Annotated in this window: 25 protein-coding genes, 1 tRNA gene and 1 other annotated feature; of the genes, 11 read left to right on the top strand and 15 right to left on the bottom strand. The window is 66.6% G+C overall.

The genetic code is table 11. The annotated features are described in order from the left end of the window. Positions 1–55 precede the first annotated feature (55 nt). A complete protein-coding gene (locus C5O27_RS10380; protein ID WP_127962655.1) occupies positions 56–1,711 on the bottom strand; it encodes an ABC-F family ATP-binding cassette domain-containing protein in 1,656 nt (551 codons plus the stop codon). Positions 1,712–1,752: 41 nt separating this feature from the next. Beyond that, positions 1,753–2,553, bottom strand: a complete 801-nt coding sequence (gene aqpZ, locus C5O27_RS10375; RefSeq protein ID WP_127962654.1) for an aquaporin Z — start codon at positions 2,551–2,553, stop codon at positions 1,753–1,755. Between the two features lie 415 nt (positions 2,554–2,968). Here aqpZ and C5O27_RS10370 point away from each other — a divergent pair, with 415 nt between their 5' ends. From C5O27_RS10370 to C5O27_RS10350, 5 genes are all read left to right on the top strand, one after another. Further along, positions 2,969–3,934, top strand: coding sequence for a hypothetical protein (locus C5O27_RS10370; RefSeq protein ID WP_127962653.1), 966 nt, complete (start codon positions 2,969–2,971; stop codon positions 3,932–3,934). 194 nt (positions 3,935–4,128) lie between these two features. Further along, a complete protein-coding gene (locus tag C5O27_RS10365; protein WP_208651485.1) occupies positions 4,129–4,602 on the top strand; it encodes a flavin reductase family protein in 474 nt (157 codons plus the stop codon). Further along, positions 4,599–5,339 carry a pyrimidine reductase family protein gene (locus tag C5O27_RS10360; protein ID WP_127962651.1) on the top strand — a complete coding sequence of 247 codons (741 nt, stop codon included), beginning with the start codon at positions 4,599–4,601 and terminating at the stop codon, positions 5,337–5,339. The genes C5O27_RS10365 and C5O27_RS10360 overlap by 4 nt, the downstream gene beginning before the upstream one ends. 51 nt (positions 5,340–5,390) lie before the next feature. Further along, a complete protein-coding gene (locus C5O27_RS10355) occupies positions 5,391–6,590 on the top strand; it encodes an NAD(P)/FAD-dependent oxidoreductase (RefSeq protein WP_127962650.1) in 1,200 nt (399 codons plus the stop codon). A 47-nt stretch (positions 6,591–6,637) separates the two neighbouring features. Beyond that, entirely contained in the window at positions 6,638–6,874 is a 237-nt protein-coding gene (locus tag C5O27_RS10350) for a hypothetical protein (RefSeq protein ID WP_006357366.1), read from the top strand. Positions 6,875–6,899: 25 nt separating this feature from the next. On the opposite strand, the gene C5O27_RS10345 is transcribed toward C5O27_RS10350, so the two are convergent. Continuing rightward, positions 6,900–8,780 (bottom strand): multicopper oxidase family protein, encoded by a 1,881-nt coding sequence (locus C5O27_RS10345; protein WP_127962649.1) that lies wholly within the window; start codon positions 8,778–8,780, stop codon positions 6,900–6,902. A 32-nt stretch (positions 8,781–8,812) separates the two neighbouring features. On the opposite strand from C5O27_RS10345, the gene C5O27_RS10340 reads away from it, so the two are divergent. Continuing rightward, positions 8,813–9,559, top strand: a complete 747-nt coding sequence (locus C5O27_RS10340; RefSeq protein WP_244216624.1) for a TetR/AcrR family transcriptional regulator — start codon at positions 8,813–8,815, stop codon at positions 9,557–9,559. A gap of 66 nt (positions 9,560–9,625) precedes the next feature. Here C5O27_RS10340 and C5O27_RS10335 read toward each other — a convergent pair whose 3' ends face one another. Next, complete coding sequence (locus C5O27_RS10335) at positions 9,626–10,039, bottom strand: NUDIX hydrolase (protein ID WP_006360835.1); 414 nt, start codon at positions 10,037–10,039, stop codon at positions 9,626–9,628. Positions 10,040–10,192: 153 nt separating this feature from the next. On the opposite strand from C5O27_RS10335, the gene C5O27_RS10330 reads away from it, so the two are divergent. Beyond that, complete coding sequence (locus tag C5O27_RS10330; protein ID WP_050918776.1) at positions 10,193–11,251, top strand: N-acetylmuramoyl-L-alanine amidase; 1,059 nt, start codon at positions 10,193–10,195, stop codon at positions 11,249–11,251. Positions 11,252–11,280: 29 nt separating this feature from the next. Here C5O27_RS10330 and C5O27_RS10325 read toward each other — a convergent pair whose 3' ends face one another. After that, positions 11,281–11,844, bottom strand: a complete 564-nt coding sequence (locus tag C5O27_RS10325) for a TetR/AcrR family transcriptional regulator (RefSeq protein ID WP_127962648.1) — start codon at positions 11,842–11,844, stop codon at positions 11,281–11,283. Positions 11,845–11,926: 82 nt separating this feature from the next. On the opposite strand from C5O27_RS10325, the gene C5O27_RS10320 reads away from it, so the two are divergent. Next, complete coding sequence (locus tag C5O27_RS10320; protein WP_006360832.1) at positions 11,927–12,379, top strand: anthrone oxygenase family protein; 453 nt, start codon at positions 11,927–11,929, stop codon at positions 12,377–12,379. A gap of 51 nt (positions 12,380–12,430) precedes the next feature. On the opposite strand, the gene C5O27_RS10315 is transcribed toward C5O27_RS10320, so the two are convergent. From C5O27_RS10315 to C5O27_RS10290, 6 genes are all read right to left on the bottom strand, one after another. Further along, positions 12,431–13,126 (bottom strand): hypothetical protein, encoded by a 696-nt coding sequence (locus tag C5O27_RS10315; protein ID WP_127962647.1) that lies wholly within the window; start codon positions 13,124–13,126, stop codon positions 12,431–12,433. Next, positions 13,123–13,758 (bottom strand): hypothetical protein, encoded by a 636-nt coding sequence (locus tag C5O27_RS10310; protein ID WP_075863853.1) that lies wholly within the window; start codon positions 13,756–13,758, stop codon positions 13,123–13,125. Before C5O27_RS10310 ends, C5O27_RS10315 begins: the two co-directional genes overlap by 4 nt. Beyond that, positions 13,755–14,558: an ABC transporter ATP-binding protein gene (locus C5O27_RS10305; RefSeq protein ID WP_006360829.1), complete on the bottom strand. Its 804-nt coding sequence runs from the start codon at positions 14,556–14,558 to the stop codon at positions 13,755–13,757. The genes C5O27_RS10310 and C5O27_RS10305 overlap by 4 nt, the downstream gene beginning before the upstream one ends. A gap of 27 nt (positions 14,559–14,585) precedes the next feature. Further along, a complete protein-coding gene (locus C5O27_RS10300; protein ID WP_425269604.1) occupies positions 14,586–15,614 on the bottom strand; it encodes a FecCD family ABC transporter permease in 1,029 nt (342 codons plus the stop codon). Continuing rightward, positions 15,595–16,752: an ABC transporter substrate-binding protein gene (locus C5O27_RS10295; protein WP_127962646.1), complete on the bottom strand. Its 1,158-nt coding sequence runs from the start codon at positions 16,750–16,752 to the stop codon at positions 15,595–15,597. Before C5O27_RS10295 ends, C5O27_RS10300 begins: the two co-directional genes overlap by 20 nt. A gap of 361 nt (positions 16,753–17,113) precedes the next feature. Continuing rightward, on the bottom strand, positions 17,114–17,326 hold the full coding sequence (locus C5O27_RS10290) for a hypothetical protein (RefSeq protein WP_127962645.1): 213 nt from the start codon (positions 17,324–17,326) through the stop codon (positions 17,114–17,116). Positions 17,327–17,641: 315 nt separating this feature from the next. Between C5O27_RS10290 and C5O27_RS10285 the strand changes: the two genes are divergently transcribed. Further along, positions 17,642–18,894 (top strand): IS3 family transposase gene (locus tag C5O27_RS10285; protein WP_127962644.1). Its coding sequence is split into 2 segments (ribosomal slippage): positions 17,642–17,936 and positions 17,936–18,894, totalling 1,254 coding nucleotides; the frame shifts between segments, so codons are not numbered across the junction. After that, positions 17,926–18,057: a sequence feature (AL1L pseudoknot), on the top strand. (Overlaps the previous gene by 132 nt.) 91 nt (positions 18,895–18,985) lie before the next feature. On the opposite strand, the gene C5O27_RS10280 is transcribed toward C5O27_RS10285, so the two are convergent. The 3 genes from C5O27_RS10280 to C5O27_RS10270 form a co-directional block, all read right to left on the bottom strand. Continuing rightward, positions 18,986–19,201 carry a hypothetical protein gene (locus C5O27_RS10280; protein WP_127962643.1) on the bottom strand — a complete coding sequence of 72 codons (216 nt, stop codon included), beginning with the start codon at positions 19,199–19,201 and terminating at the stop codon, positions 18,986–18,988. 84 nt (positions 19,202–19,285) lie between these two features. Continuing rightward, positions 19,286–19,358 (bottom strand) — tRNA-Ala (locus C5O27_RS10275). A gap of 109 nt (positions 19,359–19,467) precedes the next feature. Continuing rightward, positions 19,468–20,214: a DsbA family protein gene (locus C5O27_RS10270; protein WP_127962642.1), complete on the bottom strand. Its 747-nt coding sequence runs from the start codon at positions 20,212–20,214 to the stop codon at positions 19,468–19,470. A gap of 207 nt (positions 20,215–20,421) precedes the next feature. Here C5O27_RS10270 and C5O27_RS10265 point away from each other — a divergent pair, with 207 nt between their 5' ends. Beyond that, positions 20,422–21,120, top strand: coding sequence for a VIT1/CCC1 transporter family protein (locus C5O27_RS10265; protein ID WP_035751337.1), 699 nt, complete (start codon positions 20,422–20,424; stop codon positions 21,118–21,120). On the opposite strand, the gene pgm is transcribed toward C5O27_RS10265, so the two are convergent. Then, positions 21,121–22,764, bottom strand: coding sequence for a phosphoglucomutase (alpha-D-glucose-1,6-bisphosphate-dependent) (gene pgm, locus C5O27_RS10260; protein WP_127962641.1), 1,644 nt, complete (start codon positions 22,762–22,764; stop codon positions 21,121–21,123). Between the two features lie 143 nt (positions 22,765–22,907). Between pgm and C5O27_RS10255 the strand changes: the two genes are divergently transcribed. After that, on the top strand, positions 22,908–23,558 hold the full coding sequence (locus tag C5O27_RS10255; RefSeq protein WP_127962640.1) for an alpha/beta fold hydrolase: 651 nt from the start codon (positions 22,908–22,910) through the stop codon (positions 23,556–23,558). The last annotated feature ends 31 nt before the right edge of the window (positions 23,559–23,589 follow it).

Raw genomic sequence — 23,589 nt, 5'->3', positions numbered from 1 at the left:
CCGAGTTGAGGTCGACCGGTCTACGCCACCCTCGGCGAGGACCAGGCCCAACGCGTCACTGCTCGGTGACGCGACCACGCTCGACGTGCCAATGCCGGTCGACGCGGACGTTCGACAGCATCCGCCGGTCGTGGGTGACCAGCAGCAGTGCACCGTCGTAGGAGTCGAGCGCCGACTCGAGTTGCTCGATCGCCGGGAGATCGAGATGGTTGGTCGGCTCGTCGAGCACCAGCACGTTGACGCCTCGAGCCTGCAGCAACGCCAGCCCGGCCCGGGTGCGCTCCCCCGGCGACAGCTCGCCGACCGCCCGATCGACATGGTCGGCGCGCAGGCCGAACTTGGCCAGCAGCGTCCGAACGTCGGCCATGGTGTGGTCGGGTACGAGTTCGGCGAAGCGGTCGGCCAGCGGCGTCGTACCGGTGAACTGCCCACGCGCCTGGTCGATCTCACCGATCGCGACGTTGGCACCGAGTTGCGCGGAGCCCGAATCGGGTTCGAGGTGGCCGAGGAGGAGCCGGAGCAGCGTCGACTTGCCGGCGCCGTTGGGCCCGGTGATCCCGATGCGCTCCCCGGCGTTCACCTGAATCGAGACCGGCCCCATCACGAAATCGCCTTGGCGCACAACGGCGTTGTTCAACGTCGACACGACAGAGCTCGATCGCGGCGCCGAGCCGATGGTGAACTCGAGGACCCATTCCTTGCGCGGTTCGGCGACCTCGTCCAGGCGCGCGATCCGGCTCTCCATCTGCCGGACCTTCTGCGCCTGTTTCTCACTGGATTCGGTCGCGGCACGGCGTCGGATCTTGTCGTTGTCGGGCGCTTTGCGCATCGCGTTGCGGACCCCCTGGCTCGACCATTCCCGTTGCGTGCGCGCCCGCGCCACCAGATCGGCCTTCTTCGCGGCGAACTCCTCGTACTCCTCGCGCTTGTGTCGTCGCGCCACCTCGCGTTCCTCGAGGTAGCTCTCGTACCCGCCGCCGTACACGGTGTTGGTGTGCTGGGCCGAGTCGAGTTCGAGGACCCGGGTCACCTTGCGCGCGAGGAACTCTCGGTCATGACTGACCAGCACGACGCCGCCGCGGAGGCCTGCGACGACCTCCTCCAGGCGAGCGATGCCGTCGAGGTCGAGGTCGTTGGTCGGCTCGTCGAGCAACACGACGTCGAAGCGGGAGCACAACAATGCCGCCAGTCCCACCCGGGCCGCCTGGCCGCCGGACAGCGCGGTCATGGGGGTGGTGTCCGGGTCGATGAGATCGGTGGCGAGGCCGAGGTCGGCGAGCACCGCCGGCAGTCGTTCGTCGAGGTCGGCGGCACCGGTGGTGAGCCAGTGGTCGAGCGCCGCGGCATAGACGTCGGCGGCATCGTCCGGGGCCGAGTCGTCGGCGAGTGCCGCGGCGGCAGCGTCCATCGCCTGCGTGGCGGCCGTGCATCCGGTGCGACGCCCGACGTACTCGCGGACGGTCTCACCCGGAATCCGCTCGTGTTCCTGCGGAAGCCAGCCGACGAAAGCGTCCGACGGTGCCCGCGACACCGATCCCGCCAGCGGCGCGAGGTCGCCGGCCAGGACGCGCAGCAGCGTCGTCTTGCCCGCCCCGTTCGCTCCGACCACCCCGACCACATCGCCGGGAGCGACGGTGAGGTCGAGGTGATCGAACAGGACGCGGTGGGCGTATCCGCCCGCGACATCCTTGGCGACGAGAGTTGCGGTCATCGGTCAATGGTCGCACCACCGATGACCTCGGCCGTGCCCGGTCAGCCCCGGGGCTCCCCCGGACCCGGAGCGGGGGCCGGCTCGTCGGGCGCCCTGCCCAGCGCGAACTTTCCGTTCCGGAACATCAGCGGATACAGGATGCCGCCGATGAGGCCGCCCAGCAACGGGGCAAGCCAGAACAACCACAGCTGGCCGGGGGCACCGTTCCCGTTGAAGAACGCGACCGCCGTCGAACGTGCCGGGTTCACCGAGGTGTTGCTGATCGGGATCGAGACGAGGTGGATCAGCGTCAGCGTCAGACCGATGGCCAGCGGGCCGAATCCCGCTGGAGCCCGGTCGTCGGTGGCGCCGAGTACGACGAGCAGGAAGAACGCGGTGAGGACCACCTCGGCGATCAGGACGGCGAGCAGGGTGTAGTTGTTCGGCGAGTGGTCGCCGTAACCGTTGGCCGCCATGTTTCCGGTCGCCTCGAATCCGGGCTTCCCGCTGGCGATGACGTACAACAGGGTGCCGGCGAGCAGGCCGCCGGCGACCTGCGCGACCCAGTAGCCTGGGAGATCCTTGACCGGTAGGCGGCCGCCGACCACCGCACCGAGCGTGATTGCCGGGTTGAAGTGCGCGCCCGACACATGCCCGACGGCGTAGGCCATCGTGACGACCGTCAATCCGAACGCCAGCGCGACGCCGAGCAACCCGATGCCCAGCTGGATGAGGGTGTCTCTGTCATCGCCGGCGCTCGCGACGTACTTGGCAGCGAAGATCGCGCTGCCGCAACCGCCGAAGACCAACCAGAAGGTGCCGAACAACTCGGCGAGCAACCGGCGTGGAGTACTTGCTGTCATGAGACCGTGTCTCCTTCGCCCGGCTCGTCGACTACAGGCACGGCAGCGCCGAGCCGGTCCCAACCACCGCCTACCGAGTGGAGCGCAGTGGCCCCTGCGGTGTCTGCGGGTTCACCGATCTCATGCCAAGAATTGACCTTCCGCGTCCCTCAGTTCGAGGACCGCCCGCGGCCACGGGTCGACATCCTCATTCGACTGCATGAAATACGGCATGCGTCGCGCGGTGGCAACGGTCGGGATCGACACGGTCACGCCGCAGCCCGGAACCAGCATTGACCTGCAGCGACAATCCAGGCATCACTCACGATTCGTTTTTCTCGGACACCGCCGAGGGCGTCAGTGTGCGCGGTACTCTCCCCGAGTCGACGACCGCCGCGAGCCGTGGGTCGTGTTCCGCTGAGAGAAGGAGCCAATCGTGGGCAGTCCCTACGATCCGAACGAGCCCACCCGGCTCGGCCCGCAGGGTGGACAACCCGGGCCCGGCCAGCAGCCGTATGGCCAGCAACCCCCCGGCCAGCAGCCGTATGGCCAGCAGCCCTATGCGCAGCAGCAACCCTACGGCCAGTTCGGGCAACAGCCCTATGGGCAGCAACAACCGTACGGTCAGCAGCCCTATGGTCAGCAACCCTACGGTCAGCAACCGCCTCCGCCCCCGTCGTCCGGCGGTGGCAAGAAGTGGTGGTTCATCGGCGGTGGCGGACTCCTGCTCGTGCTCATCGTCGTCGTGGCCGTCGTCCTGGCGTTCACGCTGGGTGGCGGTGACAACAGCTCCGACGAGCCGAAGGTGCCGACCGCGTCGGCTGTCGCCATGCTGCTGCCGGAGTCCGAATTCCCGGACATCACCGGCGAATTCACGCTGGAGACCGAGCAGTCCGACGACGACGGCACCACCGTCGACAACGAGAAGTGCGCGCAACTGGTGAACACCCCGGACACCAGCGCCGACTTCGCGCAGCGAGAACTCTCCGAGACCGTCGACGGCGGCGAGGTGTTCTTCGGCCTCGACCAGTACAGCGCCGACGTGACCAAGCCTGCCGGTGGTGGCTACGACGACTTCGACGACATCCTCTCCGCCTGCGAGACCTTCACGCTGAACCTCGAAGAGGACGGCGAGACCATCCCCGTGGCAATGAAACTCGACGAGCAGACCCTGCCCATCAGCGGCGACTACAAGGCCGTCCGGATGACCGGTCAGTTCTCCATCTCCGACATCGAGGTCCACATGGTGGGCACGCTGGTCGTCGGCGAGGAGCGCGGCGTCTCGTTCTCGGTGTCCCACAACACCTTCAGTGACAGCGCACCGTCGGTCAGCTCCGAGGTGACCAGCAACCTCGCCGAGATGTACACCGCGCAGCGTCAGCAGATCGCCGACGCCGCGTAGCTCGACGCTCAGAGCCGCCATCTCCGCGCGGGAACGCCAGGTGCAGCCCGGCGGTTCGACCGCGGAGGTGGCGGTTGTGCTGTGCCGTCCGAATTCCGCAGGGTTGAGACCTCCACCGACCGGGTACCAACTCACGGCATTGCGTACCGCGAGAGGAAGAGGTGGATGTGGTCGGCACGGACGCTTTCGACAAGATGGTCGAAGTCATCGACTACCCGGTGTTCGTGATCACGACCGTCACCGAAGGTCGACGCTCGGGATGTCTCGTGGGGTTCGCCACCCAGACGAGCATCGACCCACGACGCTTCCTGATCGGGATCTCCCAGGCCAATCACACGCACGGTGTCGCGACGGCCGCCGAGTATCTCGCGGTGCACCTGATACCGAGCGATCACCGGGAACTCGCGGAACTGTTCGGGGGACAGACCGGCGACGAGATCGACAAGTTCGAGCGCTGCCGATGGTCGGCGGGACCGCACGGGTTGCCGATCCTCGAGGACTCGGAGATGTGGTTCGGCGCACGCATTCTCGACCGCATCGATGTCGGCGACCACACGGCGCACATCGTCGAACCGGTCGATGGCGCGATACTCGTCGACGATCCCGAGCGGGATTCGTGGGTCAGCTTCGCCGACACCCGCCACATCGAGCCGGGACACGACGCATGAGCGACCAGACCGACGTGCAGAACGGCACCGGCTTCGACGCCCCGGCCTTCGCCGAACGTCTCTACGCCGACTTCCCCGAGGGACTCCGCACCAACATGGTCATGAGCATCGACGGCTCGGTCAGTTTCCGCGGCCGTGTCGGCCCGCTGTCCTCGCCGGCCGACCGCGCCCTCTTCCACGCTCTCCGCGCGTTGTCCGATGTCGTGCTCGTCGGAGCCGCCACCGCACGCGTCGAGAAGTACGGTCCCCCTACCCTGTCCGACGAACTGACCGAGTTACGCTCGCGCAACCGGTGGCCAGGGGCGTCGGACATCCCGCGCCTGGCGATCGTCACGCTGACCTGCACACTGCCCGAGCGGTCGCTCGACGTTCCGCCCGAACATCGTCCGATCGTCATCACCTCGGCACAGGCCGACACCTCCGCGGTGCGGGGTCGAGCGGAGATCATCGCGCTCGGTGACGACAGCATCGATCTGACCGCCGCGATCGCCGAACTGCGCGCCCGAGGCTTGCGACGCATCAATTGCGAAGGTGGCCCGAGCCTGCTCGACAAGCTGTCCGAAGCCGACCTGGTCGACGAGTTCTGCGTGACGATGGCACCCCAGGTGACCGCCGAAGGCAACCCGGTGACCGACCCCGCCGCCGCTGTGCGCAGCCCGCTCGACACCCCTCGTCGATTCCGACTCAAGCACGCCGTCCCGCACGGCGACGACGTCTTCCTGCGCTACGTGCGGTGACTTCGGCGGACCCGTGCAGTTTCCCGGCGGTTCCACCGGGTACCCGCGGCCATGACCACATCCAGCGAGACCCGCCGGTTCGACGTCGTCGTCGTAGGCGGCGGCAACGCCGGCATCAGTGCCGCAGCACGCCTGATCCGGCGCGGCGCCCCCGACGTCGCGATCATCGAGCCCCAAGCCGTCCACACCTACCGGCCGTTGCTGTCCTATGTCGGTGGCGGACAGGCGACCCTCCGCGACGCCGAGCGCACCCAGCGTTCGGTGACCCCGGAATCTGCGACCTGGCTGCGGGATTCGGTGACGTCGGTCGATGCCGTCCGACGGACGCTCCGGTGTGCGTCGGGAATCGTCGTGGAGTACCGAGACCTGGTCCTGGGGGTCGGTCTCGTACCCGACTCGGACGCGATGCCCGGCATCGGTGAGACGATCGACGACCCGTCGGTGACCAGCAACTACCTCGATCGAGCGGCGAAGACCTGGGAGCTGGTGACATCGATGCCGCGCGGTGGTCGAGCGGTGTTCACGGTGCCGCGATCCCCGGTCAGCTGCACCGGCACCACCCTCAAGCCGCTGTTCCTCGCCGCCGCGCACTGGGAACGTACCGGAATCCTCCCGACGCTCGACATCACCCTGGTCGTGGACCGCCCGGCTCTGCTCGGCGTCGACAACCTCGACGCCCGCCTGTTCGCCCGTCTCGACGAGCTCGGAATCCGTGTCCTCCTGGATACCGGGGTGCAGTTACATCCCGGCGGCAGGCGGGTCACTGCGACGTCGGCTCACCACACCGAGGAGCTGGAGTTCGACATGCTGCATGTGGTGCCGCCCTTCCGCGGCCCGTCGATGATCGAGGAGTCGGGACTCGCCGGGGACCAGGAGCACGGACTCATCGACATTGATCCGCACACCCTCCGTCATCGCACCCATCCTGAGGTCTGGGCGATCGGCGACGGTGCCGCCATCGCCACCGATCCGTCCGGAGGCGGACTCCGTCGGCAGGTCGAGATCCTGACCGACAACGTTCTCGCCGCACGTGACGGCGGGACCATGCGCGATTACGACGGATACACCGTCGCCCCGATCACGACCGCGTCGCATCGCCTCATCGCGGCAGAATTCGACCGGGACGGAAACGTGGCCTCGTCGCTGCCGTCCTTCGTCGATCCCCTGAAGCCACGTCGCAGCGCCTGGGCGTTCGACCGTTACGTGCTTCCCCGCCTGTACTGGAATCTGATTCTGCGAGGACGTGTCTGACGCGAGCTCGGCGGACCCACCAACGGCCACCGCTAGGATTCTCGTCCATGAGCAAGTCGAAGAAGAGCTGGAAAGAGCTGTCCCCCACCGCGAAGGTCGCCATCGTGGCCGTCGCTGCAGTCGATGCCGGAACCCGCGTGTGGGCCCTGCGGGATCTGGCCGGACGGCGGCCCGAGGAGATCAACGGCCCCAAGCGTGCCTGGATGATCGGCCTGTCGTTCGGTTCGACCGCCGGGATCGCGCCGGCGATCTACCTGCTGTGGGGCCGCAAGCGCCGAGGCTGAGGCCACCGGGAGCGACCGCCCCCGGTCAGGGCACCACCCGGTATCGCAGCATCATGTCGTGATCCTCGTGGTCGAGGATGTGACAGTGCCAGACGTACCCCTGGAGATCCTTGGTGACCATGCCGTGCGCAGGCGTCGCACCGACGTGGTTGTGGTGCGACGCCGGTGCCGGCCGGGCCGCCGCCTCACCGGATGACGGGCGTGTCCAGGACTTCGTCGGATCGGACGAGAAGATCGCGTCGGGGTCGAACCCCAGTTCATCGGCCGTCGGAAAGCGCACGACGATCGAGGTCACGTGCCCGTCGGTGGCGTGCACGGTGTCCTTCCAACCCGCTTCCCAGGCGGCCGGCCCCCGCATCGGTCCGGCGTAGAAGCGGCTCGGATCCGGCGCCCAGCGGGTACCGATCGGCGGCTGCGGGTTCGCCGCCTGGTACTCGACGGTGCGCAGGGGCCGTCGTCCGAGGATGCGGAACATGACCAGGTGCAGGTGGACCGGATGCGGGTCCGGGGTGATGTTGATGATGTCCCAGCGTTCGGTGGTGCCCGCCCGCGGCTTCTCTATCTGGGGGTCGGAGTAGCGCAGGTTGTTCAACGACATGATGGCCGGTGCGACACGCAGTTCATAGGGCTGGGAGACGCTGACCTTCCGGACGCGCTGCGGGGTGGCGATCGGCGGGATTCGGGCGGGGCGTCCCCGACCGCCCCTCAGCGTCGTCGGGACGCCCCGGCGTTCGCCGCGTGCTGCGCCGGCGATGAAACGGCAGAACCGCGTCATCGCCACCTCGCCGAGCATCGCCGCCTGGAACGGCGGTACCAGATCGTTGCACAGATCCACGGTCTCCCCGGGCGCCAATGAGCTGAAATCGACCAGGAGATCGAAGCGCTCGCCGGGCGCCGCCTGGAACGATCGGGTGGGGACCGGCGCGTTGAGCAGGCCGCCTTCGTTGCCGATGACCCAGAAGCGCATGCGGTTGGAGAAGAAGAGATTCCACACCGAGAACGACGCCCCGTTGATCAGCCGGAAACGGTACAGCCCGCGGGCCACCGTCGTTTTCGGCCACACCTTGCCGTTGACCAGGCCGCGGTCGCCGACCGCTCCTCCCTCCCACATCCCCTGGGGGACCACGGGCGTCGAGCGCAGTGACTGATGCCCGTCGGCGCGGAAGATCTTCTCCTGCAAGATGAGTGGGATCTCGTACTCACCGGACGGAAGACCCAGCGGGTTCTGGGGCGTACCCGTGTCGTGGTCGTCGCGCAGGAAGTACATCCCGGCGAGTCCGGCGTAGACGTTGGCGCGCGTGATCGCCATCGCATGGTCGTGATACCAGAGGTGGCCGGCCTCTTGACGATTGGGGAACTCGAACAGCGCCGTGCCGTGATGCGGCAGCATCAGCCGTTCGGGGTTGCCGTCGAACTGGGGTGGGGTGACGCCGCCATGGAGATGCATCGAGGTGACCGGCTCATCGCGATACCGTTCGGAGACACCGTGCAGTGACGTGTCCAGATCCGCTGCGAAGACGTGCTTTCCGAGTTCACTGCGATAGTGCACGGTGGTCTGCTCGCCGACATGCGCCTCGATGGTCGGCCCCAGGTACGACTCGTCGTTGTAGGCCATCGTCGGCACCTTCGGCTGGTCGCGATGGAACCGGTTGCTGGTGGTACGGGCGATGATCTCGATCGGCTGCGACGGCGACGAGGTGATCGTGCGCGGCACGGGAAGGTCGTCGACGTACGGAGCCATCTCCGGTGAATGGAAGATGGTCGGCAGCTTGATGGGCGGCAGCTTCGCGGCCGGCAGCGGATCCCCGACTGCCGGCGGGGCGCCGAGACGGCCCGCCGTCGCAGCCGACGCGGCCGCGGCGGTTGTCCCCCACAGAAATTGCCGACGATTGATCCTCTGCCCCACGCGATCCCCTTACCCCGGACGACTCGAAATCGATGAACCATACCACCGGTATGGTTCTGCCGACACAGCTCGGTGCAACCCTCGAATGCCGGGTCGTCGCTGGTCGTCGTGGTGTACTCGGTCACGAGCGTCGTCCGCGCCGACCGGAGAGGATCGCCCAGAAGATGCCCGAGTCCCGTCGGAGCTCACGCCTGCGCGCCACCGACTGGGTAGACGCCGCACTCGTGCTCCTCACCGCCGAAGACGGAGGTGAACACGGGGTCACGATCTCCCGCTTGTGCAGGACGCTGGGAGTCACCAAGGGCAGCTTCTACTGGCACTTCAGAGACCTCGACGCCCTGTGGGAAGCGATGGCCGTGCGCTGGCAGAAGGAGAACCGTCGACGCATCACCGACGTGGACGAGCTCTCCGAGATGCCGCCCGACGGCCGCCTGATCGCTTTGTCGACGATGCTGATCGGCAAGGATCATCTGACGGTGGAACGCGCCATCCGTAGCCGGGCGCGCAGCAACGCCAACATCGCCGACACGGTGCGCAACATCGACACGGAGATCTTCCAGGCAGTCGAGGCCATCCTGGGCGAGTTCGCGATGGGCCCGGGACAGGCCCGCCTGTTGTCCGGTGTCCTGGTGTACGCCGGGATCGGCTACATCCACGGGCATGAAGGCCTACCGACCATCTCCCCGGACGACATACAGCGCGCGATACCCGGGTTGTTGTCCTTGACCGTGGCCCAACCTTTTGCCGATCCGGAACCGCCTGCGTCGGACAGTCCCTGACGCTGCGACTCACCCTGTAGTAGAACTGCTGCCTCAGATCACAAGCGCTAGTTCGCGTATGCATCCTCACATCAGTTCAGGAAGTACACACTCGGTCAGCGGCGCGAGATCCGAGGGCAACACCGAGCCGTCGAGCGGCAGCCAGCGCAATTCGGCGATCTCGGCCGCGGGACTCAAGGCGCCCGCATCCCGATCCAGCGGCGTCGAGCAGACGAAGACCGCCGCCTCGACGTCGAATCCGTCCTCGTTGGCGGCGACGGCCCGATAGTCGCCGCGCGGCTGCAGCTGGGAGGGGTCGAGCTCGAGCTGGAGTTCCTCCCGGCACTCCCGGATCGCGGTCTGTAGCGCACTCTCGCCGGGTTCGGGCTTGCCCCCGGGGAACATGAATCGGGTGGTGCCGCGCTTACGCACGGTCACGACTGCGCCGGTGGAATCCCGAAGGACCACCGCACTCACCCGGATGACTGCTGACTCGACCACCCAGCCACTGTAGAGCCCGCGCCCGACCGGGGGCTGACCAGCGGTCGCGTCCGAGTCCCCGGACCGATCCAGACGTCGGCGTAGGCTCGAATCAACAGCGAAAATCATTGAAACGGTGGACTTTCGGAGAGTCGCGTCGAGGAGGTGACCCCGGTGGCATGGACCGGTGACCCGATCTGGCTGGCCGACGTGTTGCGTGCCGAGGGCCTGAAGGTGATCGAACACGCCGGCTGGCGCGGCCGCGGGCACGGGGACTTCCGCGACCTGCGCGGCGTGATGTGCCACCACACCGCAGGCGGCGGCCCTGACGACTGGCGGGTCGTGCAGAGCGGGAGGCCTGGCCTGCCGGGGCCTCTCGCGCAACTCGTCCTCGAGCGCGACGGCACGTTCCGGGTGATCGCCGTCGGGGTGGCGTGGCATGCGGGGGCCGGTTCCCATCCGGGCTGGCCGACCGACAACGCGAACTGGCATGTCATCGGGATCGAGGGCGTGAACAACGGCGTGGGTCAGGCCTGGCCGGCGGCGCAGATGGATGCCTACCGGCGTGGCTGTGCGGCGATCCTACGTCGGATCGGCCGACCCGCGTCGGATTGCGTCGGTCACAAGGAGTGGTCGTCGGAGGGCAAGATCGACCCGAACTTCGACATGGTGTCGTTCCGGGCCGAGGTCGCCCGCCTCATCACCGGCGGCCCACCGGTACCCGTGGAGAACGAGATCGACGCCGAAGCCGTCGTTGCCCGTGCCTGGATCGGCGCCCGGCTCACACATGGGGAGCTCCCGACCGCGGACGGCATCGGACGGTTCGCCCGGTTCGCCAACGGTTCCATCTACTGGCATCCCGATGTGCGGAACGGCGAGGCTACGGCCGTTCCGGCGCACCTGATGGAGACCCACGCGCAGTACGGCTACGAGACCGGATTCCTCGGCTACCCGACGCTGCGCCACACCGTCGTGCCCGGCGTCGGCGACATCCAGGCATTCGAAGGCGGAACCCTGTACCGCCGTTACGGGCACGACGGTTTCCCGGTGCGCGGTGTCATCGGCAGACGCTGGGCGGCGGAAGGCCACGAGACCGGACCCCTGGGCTGGCCGATATCCGACGAGTACGACAACGGCACCGGCGGACTCGCGCAGGACTTCCAGAAGGGGCGCCTGCAGTGGGACCCGTCCGGGGTGGTCAAAGAGATGGGTCGGCGCAGCGACGCCGTGTGATCACCAGACCGTCCAATGGGCATGTGAGACTAGCGCTTTGCGTACCGCACCGCCAGCTCTGCCACACGCGCCGCACGATTCTCGGCCCGCATACGACCGGCGCGTTCCAACAGGTGAATACCGTGTAGGGCGGCCCAGAACGTCTCCGTCGCGGCTCCGTGTGCGTCATCCCCGATGGCCTCGGCGAGGACGTCGAACCCCGCCCGCAGGTCCGCGGGCGTGTCAGCACTGGCGAATTCGGCGTCGATGGCCTGTTGAAACATGGCCTCGTAGACGGCGGGATGAGAACGCCCGAAGTCCAGATACGCGTTGGCGACCGACGCCACCGCCCCTCCGCCGTCACCTCCGCTCAGCGCCGCGCGACACCGTCGCGTGACCTCGACGAACCCCTCGAACGCGACGGCGAGCATGATCTCCGCCTTGCCTCCCGGGAAGTGCCCGTAGAGCACCGGCTGGGAGTACCCGATGGCCTCGGCGAGATGCCTCGTGGTCACGGCGGGCCATCCCTCGTCGTCGGCACGCCGACGCGCGGCCTCGAGAATCGAACGCCGCCGCTCCTCGTAGCGCTCCTGGCGCGGGGTCTGTTCGGCCATCGGCCCTCCTCCATTGCAAGCGGTCGCAACCAGGCCTAGTCTAGCAGTACTAGAAATTCTAGTGCCGCTAGAAGGAGCCGTCATGCCCACCGTTCTCTCAGTGATCACCACCGTCGTCGTCGGACTCATGGTCGGCGTCGAACTCTCGGTCGCCTTCGTGATCAATCCGATCACACTGGCTCTGCCCGCTCCGGCGTCGATGGCGGCCAGATCGCACGGGGCGCGCATGATGGGCCGGGCGATGCCGTTCTGGTACTTCGGCTCGCTGCTCCTCACCGGCGCGCTCGCCGCAATGACATGGGGAACGACGGCGTCGACCGCAGCACTCGTGGCAGCAGCTCTCCTGGCGGCCAGCGTGATCATGTCGATCACGTTGCTCGTACCGATCAACAACCGATCGGCGAGCTGGACCGTCGACTCCTATCCAGAAGACTGGCGCGAACAGACTCGACGCTGGGACAACCTCCACTACCTCAGGGTGGCGATCATCGTCGCGGCATTCGTCCTCGTCGCGGTTGCCGCGGTGTCCTTGTGAGTACCGGAACGAGTCATGGCCGGTGCTGGCGACCGAGACACTCCCCGACGATCAGCTGCCGGTGTTGTCCAGCCACCTCAAAAGCGAGTACAGGAACCGCGTCGAACCAGGCATGAAGTTGTTGCCGTGGTGGTACGTGGGGTCCAGGGTGGTGGCAATGATCCGGCCCGGCGTGCTGACGGTGTCCTCGTAGAGGATCGCGCCCGCGTCGGCGCGTGCACCGGTCTCATCGGGCTCCTCCGCGACCACGAGCGGCACGACGTCGGCCTCGTTGTGCAGCAACCCGTGGTGATGCCAGATCACGGACTTGGTGGACAGGTACTCCCACGCCTCGTGCTCGGGGTTACGCGTACGGATCAACGGGTCCGAGCCCTCCAGCCACCACCAGAAGTTGGTCGGACGAGGACTCCACGAGACGCCCGGAAGCCAGGTGTGGGCGGCGTTCTCACCGAGCACGACGAGCGTTCCGCCACGCTGAGGTACCGCGAGGAGCTGCGCGGTGTGCTTGCGAACGAGTTCGGGATGAAGCCGGTCGGCGAGCACGACGGTGTCGAACGCGTCGAGATCCCCGTCGGCGAGATCACCGAGGTAGACGAACTCGGGCTGATGCGCGATCACCGCCGGGTCCTTCAGCGTCTGCAGATGGAAGTGCGAGCCGCCGTGGACGAACGCCAGGCGCCGGCGCGAGCGCGGCGCGCGGTCGGTGCGGGCGAAGGGTTCGGCGACGGGATCGGTGGTCGTGGTCATACCTGGGCCTCCTGCTGGGCGAGCCACGTGAGCAGCTGAGGAAAGATTCGTGCGGAGGTGTTCGGGTCCTCCTGGTAGACACCGACATCGAGGCCACCGTGGACGAGCACCTGGCCGGCGCCGAGCGGATACACGTAGTCGACCGGAAGTGCGTTGCGGCCGATGCGGTTTGCCACCACCGCCCCCTCCGGCAGCTTGTCACTGTAGCCACGGGCATAGAAGCCGGACACCCCGCGTCGGAAACTGACGTCGACCGGATCGACTCCCTCCCACACGGGATGCGCGTCGCCGGAGACGATCGCGAGGTCCTTGGGGCCGAAGTACTGCAGCTTGCGCCACTTGCCGAGGCCGGGCAGGAAACGGGTCAGGGGATGCCCCATGATCGCGACCCGGCCACCGGCGGTGACGAACTCGGCGAGCAGGTCGCGACGTCGTTCGAGGAAGATCTGGTCGCAGTTGCCGTTGACCAGCAGCCCGCGGACGGTGGTCAGATCCACTTCGTCGAGCGAGTACAGGTCGACGGGCGTGACCTGAGCCGAGACGTCGGTGCCGCCGGACATGCCGGCGTTCGATCCCATGGTCAGATGCAGAACAGGTGGAAGTGACTGCGGCGCAGTCGGTTCGGTACTCATCGAGATACTTTCTGTAGGGAGGGCGCCGCGGGGGCTGTATCCGCGAACGTGTCATATCGGGTGTAGAGAACGGTGCGGGGGCCGCCGCGGTCGTCGACGGTCGTACTCACCACGTCGATTCCGTACAGCTCGCTGAGCACATCGTCGGTGACGAGTTCCGGAACGGACCCTACGCGGATGTCGTCGACCGAACGCATCACCACGGCGCGCCCGCCGAGGTGTAGGACGTGATCGGGGTGATGGGTGGTGAGCAGGATGCCCATCCCCTCGGTCGCCAGATTCCGCAGTAGCTCGAGCACGCGGGCCTGGTTCCGTAGGTCCAGGGCCGAGACCGGTTCGTCGAGGATCAGGAAGTTGCAGTCGGACACCAGCGCTCGTGCGATCAGCACGAGCTGGCGCTGGCCGCCGGACAGTTCCGCGAAGCTGCGCGTCGCCAGTTCGGCGATCCCGACCCGCTCGAGGATCTCGCGGGTGCGTGCGGCGTCGGCACGGCTGGGGGTGGCGAACGCCGACACCTTCTTGGCCCGCCCCATCAGGACCATGTCGAACACCGAGTAGGCGAAGTTCGACGCACTCGCTTGCGGGACATAACCGATCGCGGCGTCGTGGGTGACCGTGCCCTCGGACAACCGCGTCAAGCCGGCGATACAGCGCAGCAGCGTGGTCTTGCCCTGCCCGTTGGGGCCGAGGATGGAGGTGATGCCTCCGTCGATGCGCAGGTTGGCGTTCCGGAACACCCAGTCGCAGCGCGGGTAATGGAAGCCGGCGTTCCGTAATTCCAGGGCGCTGTGGTCAGCCATCGATGAACGCCTGTCTGCGCGAGTTGCTCAGGAGCAGAACGAAGACCGGGCACCGATGATCGCGGTGAGGATACCGAGCGGGATCTCCCCGGCACTGATGGTGCGCGACAAGGTATCGATGATCGTCAGGTATGCGGCACCGAGGACGAACGTCGTGGGCATCGAGATCCGGTGGTCGGGTCCGACCCACAGCCGGGCCATGTGCGGGACGACCAGGCCGACCCAGCCGATCACCCCCGATACCGCCACGGCACCGGCGGTCATGAACGCCACCATCGTCAGCAACACCGCGCGCAGCCGTCCCGGGTTCAGTCCGAGCGCGGTCGCGTCGTCGTCGCCGAGCGAGAGGATGTTGATCCGCCAGCGCAGCCCGATCAGCACCGTTGTGCCGATGAGGATGGGGATGGCGGCGATCAGCACCTTCCCCATGTCGGCCGTGGCCAGAGAACCCATGAGCCAGAACACGATCGACGGCAGCGTCGTGTACGGGTCGGCGACGTAGGTGATGAACGAGACCAGCGCCGAGAAGAAGGCGCTCGTGACCACACCGCCGAGCACGATGGTGAGGATCGGCCCGCCCGCCCGCGTGCGCCCGATCAGCAGGACCATGCCGAGCGCAACCAGACCGAACAGGAACGCCCCACCGACGAGGAAAGCCGATCCGAGCCCGAAGATGAGCGCGAGGACACCGCCGAACGACGCCCCGGAGGACACCCCGAGGATCTGCGGGCTCACCAGAGGATTGCGGAACGCCGCCTGTAGTGCCGCGCCGCCCAGGGCCAGCCCACCACCGACGAGCATGGCGAGCAGGACGCGCGGAAGTCGCACGCCCAGAACCACGTTGGTCTCCGCCTCGGTCCAGGTGCGGGGCAACGCGATCACCTCGTTGACGAGGATGCGGGCGACCTCGTTGACCGGAACGGTGTAGCGGCCCACCGACAGCGAGATCAGGCCCACCGCAACGATGCCGATGGTCAGGACCAGCGGCACCACGATGCGCGTCGACGCACGCGTCTTCTCGGGCTCGACGACGAGATCAGGCGCGGAAGTCGTCATAGTCCGCGCTGCCCGCGTTGACCGGCATGTGCAGGATTCGATCGATGTCGGCGTCGGTTACGTCGTATGCGTACAGCGTCCGGTAGGTCTCGCGGATGCGCCCGCGCAGTTGGTGGTCGACGTCGGGGAAGAAGACCGAGTTGGTCCACATCCACATCAGGTTGGACTCGTAGCACGGCGGGTCCCAGGAGAAACCGCCGAGCGGGGCCTTGTAGACCCGCTTGTTCTTCACCGCCGACAACGACGACCACCGGGGATCAGCGTAGATGTCGGCGGGTGTCGTCGGTTCGAAGTTGCCGAGGATCACGATCTCGGGATCCCAACCCAGGATCTGCTCTCGGGTGACACCAAAGCTCGAGCCCTTACCCGCACCCGAGGCAACGTTCTTGCCGCCGGCCAGCTTGATCCAGAAGTCCATGTAGCTGTTGTCGGCGCCGACCTTGAGGTCAGGCGCGTTGTACATGTACATCACGCGCGGAGCCGCCGAGGCATGGGCTGCGGCCGCCTTCTCGACGGTCTTGCGGTCGGCGGCCATCGTCGCGAGGACCGCGTCGGCCTCCGATTTCTTGCCGAGCAGTTCCCCGAAGATCGAGATCCACGCCTCGAGATCCTCCTGGGTGCCGTATTTGAGCAGCAGCACCTTCAATCCGGCGTTACGCAGCGGCGCGACGATGTCGTCACCCTTGTCGCCCCACTGGATCACGACGTCGGGGTTGAGGCTCAGGATGTGCTCGACGTTCGGCACGAAGTCGTTGCCGGCCACCACCGGGGTGTCGAGGAACGCCGGGAACATCGTGCCCAACATGCCTTTCGACGCCATCGAGATCGCGACCTCGTTGACGCCGACGTTGCGGACGGTGGACTGGTCCGAACCGATGATCATCGACGGAACCGGGATGATCGTCGACGCGATACGGCCGACCGGGGTGTCGAAGGTGACCGTGTTCTGGTACTGGTCGACAACGGTGATCGGACCGCCCGCGGCGCCGGTGCCGGCGGTCTCGGAGACGGCTTCACGGCTCGAGCACGCGGTGACACCCAGGGCGCCCAGGGCAAGCGCGGCAACCCCCATCGAGCGCATGAGGTCGCGGCGCGACAGGTTCGCGGCAGGGGTGGACGGACGGGGGCGGGCAGCCATCTGGACTCCAGGACAAGCAGGCGGCGACGGGGAAGCGCTGCTCAGCGCCTCGGCGTCATCGGAACGGGCATCTTCGACATTCGGGAAAGCCTATACTAACCAAGGTTAGGCTTACCTGCACCATCGAATCCGTGCCGATGTACCTGGCACGGAAATGGCGGTGCTGCCGCAGATGGGTGGGTGCGAGCGCAACTGGTCGGCTGTCGGACTCGTCGGGTGATGCGCACCGACCAGACCCGGAAACGACAAAAGCGGGTCAGACCAGAAAGTCTGACCCGCCTTTTCGAGTGGAGCTGAGGGGACTCGAACCCCTACGCAGTCGCGGCGCCGCCGGTTCCACCGTCGGTCGGACGGTTTCCAGCTAAGCCCGGCGAAACACGGGATATGCGCTGATGAATCCAGATACCGCCGACCCCACGTCCCAGTGCTCGAGCCTCCACCCCTGCGCCTCGATGGCGGAGATGGCCGGGGCGAAATTCGAGGCGTTGGGTATCTCGGGCACGAAGCACGTGTCTCCGTTCTGCCGGGCTTTGGCGGCAGCCAGTGACAGTTTCTCGATCGGATTCTTGAACATTTCGGAAACGTAGCACCCTCACGGAGCGTCCGACCGTGTCGGAAGAGCGGCCGGTAAATGCAGATGCGGATGCGCGAGGTCATGGAGATTGATTTGGACGTAGCCGCGGCGTCGATGGTTCCATGACCGGGTGACCGATCGTGACGTGCTGCGCGCCGCGGCCGAGGATGTGCACACGGCGAGATACTCCGAGTCGATCTCCGTTCCTAACCCCCGCCCCCGTGTAGACCTCGCTACTGGTCATCGTCGAACAGGAGTCTCTTTGAACCGTCCTGGGTCTGGTGGAGACCGTGATCTCACCAGGAGAATGCCGGTATGGCTGCACCAAGGAAGTTCGATCCAGAGACCCGCGAGCGGGCTGTGAGGATGTATCACGACCACCTCGCCGAGCACGGCGGCGCGAAACTCGCCGCCCGCGAGCATGTAGGCGCGCTGCTCGACATCAACCAGGCAACGTTGCGCAACTGGATCGAGAAGGATAAGCCGATTGTCACCACACGGGGAACGACGACGGTGGGCGAACAGGACGCCGAACTGGCTGCGCTTCGCAAGGAGAACGCCGAATTACGCAGGGCAAACGAGATTTTGAAGACCGCGTCGGCGTTTTTCGCAGCGGCGGAGGTCGACCGCCGACTGCGGTGATCGTCGACTACATCGACGCTCACAAGGGCCGGTTTGGGGTCGCCCCGATCTGCCGAGTGCTGACCGAGCACGGCGTGCAGATCGCCCCATCCACCTACTACGCCCGCAAACACGCGGGTCCGGTCTCGGCAACACAAATGGCCGAGGCGTACGACGCTCATACCGTCTACCAGGCGTTTCAGCGTAATCGCGGCGTGTACGGCGTTCGTAAACTGTGGCACACGATGCGCCGTGAGGGCCGGGTGATGGGCCGCGATCAGGTAGGCCGGCTGATGGAGATCTGCGGCATCACCGGAGTCGTGCGCGGCAAGCACCGCACAAGCACAACCCAGCGTGATGATCGCGCGCCGCGCCATCCTGATTTAGTGGATCGGCAGTGGTCGCTGCCGTCGCGTCCGGACCAGTGGTGGGTGGCGGATTTCACCTACTGCTGGACGCTGTCGGGATTCGTCTACACAGCGTTTCTGGTCGATGTGTACTCGCGACGGATCCTGGGTTGGCGGGTGATGACGAGCAAGACGACACCGCTGGTGACCAGCGCTCTCGAGCAGGCCCTGTTCACCCGAAGAAGGACCGACTTCTCCTTTACTGCAACAGGTTTGATTCATCACAGCGATGCGGGAAGTCAATACACCTCGTTCGTCTTCACCGAGGCGCTACGCGACTCCGGCCTGGCCGGCTCGATCGGCTCAGTTGGCGATGCCCTGGACAATGCGTTGATGGAATCGACGATCGGGTTGTACAAGAGCGAACTCATCGACCGCCAGCGATCCTGGACCGGACGAGCCGAGGTCGAACGCGAAACCGCCGCATGGGTGCATTGGTACAACACCGAACGGTTGCACTCGGCAATCGGCTACTGCCCGCCGGTCGAGTACGAGACGCGCTACCGTGAGACCGTCGCCTCCGAAGCGGAGGTGGCCTAAACCAGGTCTCCATCCGACCCAGGACGGTTCACTTCACGTCGGCACGGTCGGCGGAACGCCACTTCCGTGGCCTCCTGTCCACCTCCAGCTCTCAGCGGAGCTCGAGCATGACATCGGTCTGCTCTCGACCGTCGAGAGAGAGCACATCGAAACCGATCGCCGCTGGAGTCGCAGTCTGTGACATGTAGTGCGTGGACGCCGCCCGGCCAGCATCGCCCAGCCGCGCGATCCGCACGCGGTCGCCGACCTTGAACTCGGGTCGGTGCACGAACGGGGAGGCATGAACCCAGTCATGCTGGGCTTTCATGCCTCCCGTGTATTTGCTATGTGTATTCGGTCCGTGTCCGGCGCGGTCGTGGTATCTGACCTGCGGTTACTTCCCGATATTCGGTGGAGCTAAGGGGACTCGAACCCCTGACCCCCACACTGCCAGTGTGGTGCGCTACCAGCTGCGCCATAGCCCCGTATTTTTTGTTCCGCCCTGTTCAAGGGCACTGTGAAAGTTACACCACTGCCTCGACGGCGACCAAATCCGCAGGAACCGGGCCCATTGCGGGGCCCGGTCCCCTCGGATCAGGACTTGTTGCCGGACAGGATTCCGTCGAGCCAGCCGGTGCCGTCGAGCAGTCCTTCGACGGGTTTGCCGTCGTGGAGCACGCTCGGGGTGCCCACCTGGCCGGCCGCCTTCTTGAGTTCGTCGCTCGACGTGGCGGCGTTCGCCTTCGCCTGCCCGACCTTCTCGTTGCCGGTGATGCACTCGGCGGTCGCCGGAGTCGCTCCCTGGTCAGTCGCCAGTCGCGCGAGTCCGGCACTGGAGATGTCGCCGGCGCCCTCGGGTGGCTGAGCCGCGAACAGAGCACTGTGGAAGCGGAAGAACAGTTCGGTGTTCTGCTCCTGCGCCACACAGGTCAGCGCACCCGCTGCCCGCGAGCTGAAGTCTCCGGTCGCCGACTTCGAGTCCAGGAAGTTGAGCGTGTGGTAGCGAACCCGGAGCTTGCCCTCGTTGACGGCGGCGGTGATCGCGGGTCCCGACTGCTGCTCGAACATCTTGCACACCGGGCACAGCGGATCCTCGAAGACATCGATCAGCGGCGCGTTCTCCGGTCCGACGATCATCGTCGAACTCGAGGCGAGCGCGGACTGGTCTGCCGTGCCCTTGTCGCGGCCGCTCCACCAGATGCCACCGATGACCAGACCCGCGATCACCAGGATGGCGATCCCCCCGAGGACGTAGGTCATCGTGCTCGACGGCGCGCTCGGCTGATACTTCGACGTGGTGGCACGGGGCACGGAGGCTCCCGACTTACGCTTTTCGCTCACGTAACGACAATATCCGCGCAGCGCTGATAAACGGCTGAGTAGCTGCACCGAACCGGCACCGATTGCGTGCCGTGTCGATGGGGACTTTTTCATGCGACTACTCGCTAAGCCCGCCACCTGCTCGATCAGCAGGATGAGGCTCGCCCAGCGCACCGGTACATGCGTCGTTACGCTCGCCGGGTGACCAACAGCGAGGTCGACGAGGAAATGAACCCGATCAGCCATGAGCATCCGGACGTCTCGGGCGGCCGGGTGCGCGCGGCGACATTCGGCGCGATGGACGGGTTGGTCACCAACATCAGCCTCGTCGCCGGCGTCGGAGGGGCGGGGGCCAGTGCGCACACGATCGTCCTGTCGGGTGTCGCCGGGCTGATCGCGGGCGCGTTCTCGATGGCCCTCGGCGAGTTCACCTCGGTGTCGACGCAGAACGAGCAACTCGACGCCGAGGTGGATGTCGAGCGCTCCGAGATCGCGAAGAATCCCCGTGGGGAACTCAACGAACTCGTCGAGATGTTCACCGAGATGGGTATGACCGAGGAGACCGCGACCACCGCGGCGCACGAGATCCATCGGGACCCCGAGGGTGCGGTCGACGTCCACATCACCCAGGAACTCGGCGTCGCCCCGTCGGACAAGCCGTCGCCGTGGGTGGCAGCGATCTCGTCGTTCGTGATGTTCGGCATCGGCGGCGTCGTCCCGCTGATCCCCTACCTGCTCGGGTTCTCCTCATTGATCCTCGGCCTGTCGGTCGGAGCCGTCGGCCTGCTCATCGCCGGAGGCGTCGCCGCCTACGTCACCCGCCATCCGATCGTCCGCGGCGCGCTGCGACAGCTCTGCTTCGGCGTGATCGCCGCCGGCGCCACCTATCTGGTGGGCCTGGCGATCGGCGTTCCCGCTGGCGGCTGATCAGCTCCCGAGCGCGGTGTCGACGACCTGCTGCGCCTCCTTCTGCACCTGCGCGAGATGCTCAGGGCCCTTGAAGGATTCGGCGTAGATCTTGTAGACGTCCTCGGTTCCCGACGGTCGGGCGGCGAACCACGCATTCTCGGTGGTGACCTTCAGACCGCCGATCGCCGCCCCGTTGCCGGGCGCGGTCGTCATGATCGCGGAGATCGGTTCACCGGCGAGTTCGGTGGCCTTGACCTGCTCCGGCGACAGCTTCGACAGCACTGCCTTCTGCTCGCGCGAGGCGGGCGCGTCGATACGGGCGTACGAGGTCTCCCCGTACTGCTCGGCGAGTTCGGCGTACCGCTGCGACGGCGTCTTTCCGGTGACGGCCAAGATCTCCGAGGCGAGCAGCGCCATGATGATGCCGTCCTTGTCGGTCGACCACGGCGTGCCGTCGAACATGAGGAACGACGCCCCGGCGCTCTCCTCGCCACCGAAGGCGACGCGTCCGGAGAGCAGTCCGTCGACGAACCACTTGAAACCGACGGGCACCTCCAGCAGCGGCCGCCCGATCCCGGTGACCACCCGGTCGATCAGCGACGACGACACCAGCGTCTTGCCGACCGCCGCCTGCTCCGACCACTGCGGACGATGCGTGAACAGGTAGTCGATGGCCACCGCGAGGTAGTGGTTCGGATTCATCAGGCCGGCGTCGGGCGTGACGATCCCGTGGCGGTCGGAGTCGGCGTCGTTGCCGGTCGCGATGTCGAAGGAGTCGCGCGCGGAGATCAGCGACGCCATCGCGTTCGCCGACGAGCAGTCCATCCGGATCTTGCCGTCGGTGTCGAGCGTCATGAAAGAGAACGTCGGGTCGACGGTCGGATTGACGACGGTGAGGTGTTCGAGGTTGTAGCGCAGCCCGAGGTGGGCCCAGTACCCGACCGACGCACCACCGAGCGGATCGGCACCGATGTGGATGTCGGCGTCACGGATTGCTTTCATGTCGACGACGTCGCCGAGGCCTTCGATGTAGTCGAGCAGGAACGAATAGTCCTGGATGTACTCGCTGGATCGGGCTCGTTCGAAGGGGATCCGCTTGACGCCGTCGAGTTTCGCCCCGAGCAGGTCGTTGGCGCGGGCGGCGATGACCGACGTGATGGAGGTGTCGGCCGGACCTCCGGTCGGTGGGTTGTACTTGAACCCACCGTCGCGGGGCGGGTTGTGCGACGGCGTCACCACGATGCCGTCGGCGAGCACGCCGGGGTTGTCCTTGTTGAACGTCAGGATGGCCCGACTGACCGCGGGCGTCGGGGTGAACGAGTCGTCCTCGGCGGTCAGCACCGACACCTCGTTGGCCGCGAGAACCTCGAGCGCGGTCCGCCACGCCGGTATCGACAAAGCGTGAGTATCGAAACCGATGAACAGCGGACCCGTGATTCCGGCGCCGCGCCGGTATTCGACGATGGCCTGCGTCGTTGCGAGAATGTGCGCCTCGTTGAATGCGGTGTCGAAACTCGAACCCCGATGACCGGAGGTCCCGAACACGACCTGCTGCAACGGGTCCGACGGATCTGGGACGTTGTCGTAATAGGCACGCTCGAGTGCCTCCACGTCGACGAGGTCTTCGGGCAGGGCCAATGTTCCAGCGCGGGAATGTGCCATATCGGCGATTCTGCCATCAAGATCGGAATTCGCCCGTGCGACGACACCAATTAGCGAGTCTCACAGACCGGTCCATATTCCATCCGGAATCGAATCGCTAGGGTGAAACGATCGTCGACGTGCCGTTGGAGGCCTGCCAGACCATGTTGAATCCCGGTCCACTGCGACTGCTCTCCCCCGGCCTGTTCTCGACCCGGCGTGACCCGGCCGGCCTTCTCGTCCTGGTGCTGCCCGGCGGCACCGACGACAGTCGCAAGCCGTTCAGTCCGTGGCAGGGGTCGGCGTTGCGCATGTACCCGTTCACATGGTCGCTGCGGTTCCGCTACCGACGGACGGTGCGTGTGCACCAGGTGCGGTACCGCGTCTACGGCTGGAACGGCGACGAGAGCAGCCCGATGCTCCCGTCCCGCGCCACCCTCGACGAGATGTGCCGACGCCACCCCGGCGTACCGGTCGTGGCGATCGGCCACTCGATGGGCGGCCGGGTCGCCGCGCAGCTGGCCGCCGACCGCCGGGTCATCGGCGTTCTCGCCCTTGCCCCCTGGTGGCAGCACGCCGACTGGCGACACATCCAGCCCGGTGCCCGCGTGGTGGCCGTCCACGGCGACGCCGACGAACGCACCTTCGCCAAGCGCACCCGGAAGGGCATCGACGAGTTGTCCGCGCAGGGCGTCGACGCCGAGTTCGTCAATGTTCCCGACGGCGGCCACGCGATGCTCGATCACATCGGCCTCTGGCAGCGCAGCGCACTCGAGTTCGTCGGCGAGCGCCTGGCCGTTGTGCACCGTAAGTAGACTTCACAGGCTGAAGTCTCCGGTCCCCGGC

Origin of the sequence: Gordonia alkanivorans (assembly GCF_004011905.1) — a bacterium.
In the GTDB taxonomy this organism is placed as follows: Bacteria; Actinomycetota; Actinomycetes; order Mycobacteriales; family Mycobacteriaceae; genus Gordonia; species Gordonia alkanivorans.
This window is presented reverse-complemented; position numbering and strand designations above follow the sequence as displayed.

Excerpts from the sequence above, each read along its gene's own strand:
- C5O27_RS10300 (WP_425269604.1), bottom strand. The coding sequence starts at position 15,614 with ATGACGACTTCCGCGCCTGATCTCGTCGTCGAGCCCGAGAAGACGCGT.
- C5O27_RS10305 (WP_006360829.1), bottom strand. The coding sequence starts at position 14,558 with ATGGCTGACCACAGCGCCCTGGAATTACGGAACGCCGGCTTCCATTAC.
- pgm (WP_127962641.1), bottom strand. The coding sequence starts at position 22,764 with ATGGCACATTCCCGCGCTGGAACATTGGCCCTGCCCGAAGACCTCGTC.
- C5O27_RS10255 (WP_127962640.1), top strand. The coding sequence starts at position 22,908 with ATGTTGAATCCCGGTCCACTGCGACTGCTCTCCCCCGGCCTGTTCTCG.
- C5O27_RS10280 (WP_127962643.1), bottom strand. The coding sequence starts at position 19,201 with ATGAAAGCCCAGCATGACTGGGTTCATGCCTCCCCGTTCGTGCACCGA.
- C5O27_RS10310 (WP_075863853.1), bottom strand. The coding sequence starts at position 13,758 with ATGAGTACCGAACCGACTGCGCCGCAGTCACTTCCACCTGTTCTGCAT.
- aqpZ (WP_127962654.1), bottom strand. The coding sequence starts at position 2,553 with ATGACAGCAAGTACTCCACGCCGGTTGCTCGCCGAGTTGTTCGGCACC.
- C5O27_RS10295 (WP_127962646.1), bottom strand. The coding sequence starts at position 16,752 with ATGGCTGCCCGCCCCCGTCCGTCCACCCCTGCCGCGAACCTGTCGCGC.
- C5O27_RS10340 (WP_244216624.1), top strand. The coding sequence starts at position 8,813 with ATGAACCATACCACCGGTATGGTTCTGCCGACACAGCTCGGTGCAACC.
- C5O27_RS10355 (WP_127962650.1), top strand. The coding sequence starts at position 5,391 with ATGACCACATCCAGCGAGACCCGCCGGTTCGACGTCGTCGTCGTAGGC.
- C5O27_RS10320 (WP_006360832.1), top strand. The coding sequence starts at position 11,927 with ATGCCCACCGTTCTCTCAGTGATCACCACCGTCGTCGTCGGACTCATG.
- C5O27_RS10350 (WP_006357366.1), top strand. The coding sequence starts at position 6,638 with ATGAGCAAGTCGAAGAAGAGCTGGAAAGAGCTGTCCCCCACCGCGAAG.
- C5O27_RS10365 (WP_208651485.1), top strand. The coding sequence starts at position 4,129 with ATGGTCGAAGTCATCGACTACCCGGTGTTCGTGATCACGACCGTCACC.
- C5O27_RS10290 (WP_127962645.1), bottom strand. The coding sequence starts at position 17,326 with ATGTTCAAGAATCCGATCGAGAAACTGTCACTGGCTGCCGCCAAAGCC.
- C5O27_RS10380 (WP_127962655.1), bottom strand. The coding sequence starts at position 1,711 with ATGACCGCAACTCTCGTCGCCAAGGATGTCGCGGGCGGATACGCCCAC.
- C5O27_RS10315 (WP_127962647.1), bottom strand. The coding sequence starts at position 13,126 with ATGACCACGACCACCGATCCCGTCGCCGAACCCTTCGCCCGCACCGAC.
- C5O27_RS10360 (WP_127962651.1), top strand. The coding sequence starts at position 4,599 with ATGAGCGACCAGACCGACGTGCAGAACGGCACCGGCTTCGACGCCCCG.
- C5O27_RS10265 (WP_035751337.1), top strand. The coding sequence starts at position 20,422 with ATGAACCCGATCAGCCATGAGCATCCGGACGTCTCGGGCGGCCGGGTG.
- C5O27_RS10325 (WP_127962648.1), bottom strand. The coding sequence starts at position 11,844 with ATGGCCGAACAGACCCCGCGCCAGGAGCGCTACGAGGAGCGGCGGCGT.